The 3137-nt window shown below is 48.2% G+C and carries 3 protein-coding genes and 2 pseudogenes; all 5 read left to right on the forward strand.

The features are described from left to right. A pseudogene (locus B2751_RS14910) lies at window positions 1-291 on the forward strand (purine-nucleoside phosphorylase); the annotation flags it as partial. A gap of 47 nt (window positions 292-338) precedes the next feature. Then, window positions 339-1640, forward strand: coding sequence for a pyrimidine-nucleoside phosphorylase (locus tag B2751_RS14915; protein ID WP_290775498.1), 1302 nt, complete (start codon window positions 339-341; stop codon window positions 1638-1640). Window positions 1641-1733: 93 nt separating this feature from the next. Next, complete coding sequence (locus B2751_RS14920; protein ID WP_290775500.1) at window positions 1734-2108, forward strand: hypothetical protein; 375 nt, start codon at window positions 1734-1736, stop codon at window positions 2106-2108. Between the two features lie 2 nt (window positions 2109-2110). Next, the gene (locus B2751_RS14925) at window positions 2111-2377 is read left to right on the forward strand and encodes a hypothetical protein (protein WP_290775502.1); all 267 of its coding nucleotides are present in this window, start codon (window positions 2111-2113) and stop codon (window positions 2375-2377) included. Window positions 2378-2460: 83 nt separating this feature from the next. After that, window positions 2461-2793 (forward strand): annotated as a pseudogene (locus B2751_RS14930) (LD-carboxypeptidase); the annotation flags it as partial. Window positions 2794-3137: the final 344 nt, after the last annotated feature.

A 3137-nucleotide genomic window follows, 5' to 3' on the forward strand; every position in this document is an offset into this window, starting at 1 on the left:
ATTCGTGTTCGCCAAGGTGTCTACTTCGGAAACACAGGTCCAACGTATGAGACACCTGCAGAAGTCAAGATGGCACGGATGCTTGGAGGAGATGTCGTCGGTATGTCGACGGTCCCTGAAGTCATCGTTGCCCGTCATTCAGATATGCGTGTCCTTGGGATTTCGTGTGTCTCGAACATGGCAGCAGGCATTCTCGATCAACCGTTACATCATGATGAAGTCATCGAAACGACAGAACGTGTCCGGGCACACTTCCTATCACTCGTTCGCGGTTCGATCAAAAAAATGTAACGACTGTTTATAAAACTCACAAACCACTCCTGAGGAGGAACTAGATTATGCGTATGGTAGATTTGATTGCAACAAAACGAGACGGTGGCGAACTCGCAACAGCTGATATTCAAGCAATGGTAGAAGGATTCACGAATGGTGAAATTCCAGATTATCAAATGTCAGCGATGTCGATGGCGATTTTCTATCAAGGAATGTCAGATCGTGAAATCGCTGATTTGACGATGGCGATGGTCAAATCGGGCGACGTGATCGACCTTTCACGTATCCACGGGAAAAAAGTCGACAAACACTCGACTGGCGGTGTCGGTGACAAAATCAGTTTGATCGTCGCACCACTCGTTGCGTCAATCGGTATTCCGGTGGCGAAGATGAGCGGTCGTGGACTCGGTCATACAGGTGGAACAATCGACAAACTCGAAGCGTTCCCTGGTTTTGACGTCGAGCTTTCAGAAGAAGCGTTCGTCTCACAAGTCAACGACATCAAGATGGCGATCATCGGTCAAACGGGTAACCTGACGCCTGCAGACAAAAAACTCTACGCACTTCGTGATGTCACGGCGACGGTCAACTCGATTCCATTGATCGCAAGTTCGATCATGTCGAAAAAGATCGCAGCAGGAGCAGACAGCATCGTACTCGACGTTAAGACCGGTTCTGGTGCCTTCATGAAATCGTTCGAAGATGCAAAAGCACTTGCGACAGAGATGGTTTCGATTGGTAAGAGTGTCAATCGTAAGACGGTTGCTGTCATTACAGACATGGATCAGCCGCTCGGCTTTGAGATCGGAAACGCAAACGAAGTCAAAGAAGCGATTGAAGTCCTTCAAGGGAAAGATGTCCGTGATTTGAAAGTCATCGCTTTGACGATTGCATCACACATGGCAGTCCTCGGTGATTTCTACCCGACGTTCGACGAAGCATATGCGGATCTCGAAACACGTCTCGGTAACGGAGCAGCACTTGACGTCTTTAAAAAGTTCATCGCAGCTCAAGGTGGCGACGCGTCTCTCGTTGACGACATGACAAAAGCACTTGAAACGAAATACGAAAAAACATTCGTCGCTTCAAAAGCAGGTTATGTCTCAGAAATCATCGCTGACGAAGTCGGTGTTGCAGCGATGATCCTCGGTGCAGGACGCGCGACGAAAGCAGATGAGATCGATCACGCAGCAAGCGTTACGTTGCACAAGAAAGTCGGCGACCGTGTCGAAGTCGGCGATGTCATCGCAACACTTCGTTCAAACAAAGAAACACTCGATCAAGCAATCGAAAAAATGGATCACGCGTACCATATCAGTGAAACGAAACCGGCAGAACGCCCGCTCGTTCACGCTGTTATCCAGTAAGCAATCCAATCAGCAATACTTGAGTAGTGGACGTCGTCCGCTACTCTTTTTTTATGATAAAATTGTAAGTGTAAAAATATGGGAGGGAAGTATATGAAACGTTGGATAATCGGGATTGCCAGTCTAATTGGAGTCATCGGAGGTAGTGCCTTATTGATGACTTTCGCTTTTACACAGGATATGAACTCGGATGGAACGAAAGAGACTGAAGTACAGCGGAAAGCAAAAACTTACTTAGAACAGCATCTTCCGGAAGCGAAGGTGACCGGTAGTCTTTACGACAACATGGGCAATTTTCCATTTGAATATGCCGCACGCGCGATAGACGAAAAAACGAATACTGAGTTTTTCGTCTATCAACAAGAGGAGTCGGGGAGGTTCGTTGACTCGTATCATGCGTCACTTTGGGAAGATCGGTTAGAGCGACGGATCCCGTCGCCGACTCTCGAACAACTGAACAATAATTGAGCGTGACCGTACTTTATGACAACGATAAAATACAGCAGCTAGGTGACGCGCGTTTTGATTCAAAGGCTTATTTACGGAAGGAAGTTGCTCCGACGCTCTTAGTGGACGTTCCACGCAAGCGACACGAACAGGATAAAGCGCAGGTCACAGCATGGGCAAAATCGTTGCGCGAACAAAAGATTCTTCAACATATGACAGTCAAGGTCGATTATGTTTCGGAAAAAGGAGAATTGCTTGAGAACGGAGATTCGCTCTTCGTAAAGCTGTAAGATGGATGGAAAAAATGAGAGTACGCGGTTCCTTTTCAATTTGTTATACTGGAAATACTTGTAATGAAAAAGGGGGAACTCTCATGAAACCACCACGCTTACAAAAAGGGGATAAGATTGCCATCGTGTCGCCGGCGTCTGCTGTCGCAGCATACGTACCGCGTCGTCTCGCCCGCGGTATCGCAACACTTGAAAAAATGGGGTTCGAGGTCGTCTTGATGCCGAACGCAACGGCTGTCCATAGTCATACGGCAGGAACAATCGGCGAACGGCTACAAGATTTACATATGGCGTTCGCTGATCCGTCAATCAAGGCGATCATCTCGACGATCGGTGGATTTAACTCGCACCAGTTGCTCGACGAACTTGATTATGAATTGATTCGGAACAATCCGAAGATCTTCGTCGGATACAGTGATATCACAGCACTGTTTGCGGGCATCTATCAGCAGACAGGATTGACGACGTTCGTCGGACCCGCACTGCTGACGCAGTTCGGTCAATTCGATGGTCTCGATCCATATACGGAAGAGTCATTCACTCGTACGTTCATGCAGACGGAACCGATCGGTCGAATCGAAGCATCGGAAGAGTGGACGGACGAGATTTTACGCTGGGATGTCGCGGATGATCGCAGACGAGAGCATCAGCCGAATGCAGGGTACACGATCGTCAAGACGGGCGTCGCAGAAGGTCCGATTCTGACGGGGAACACGGGAACACTTTTGCTGCTTGCCGGAACACCATACTTGCCATCATT

This window comes from Exiguobacterium sp. UBA6282, from assembly GCF_002440475.1.
Taxonomy (GTDB): Bacteria; Bacillota; Bacilli; order Exiguobacteriales; family Exiguobacteriaceae; genus Exiguobacterium_A.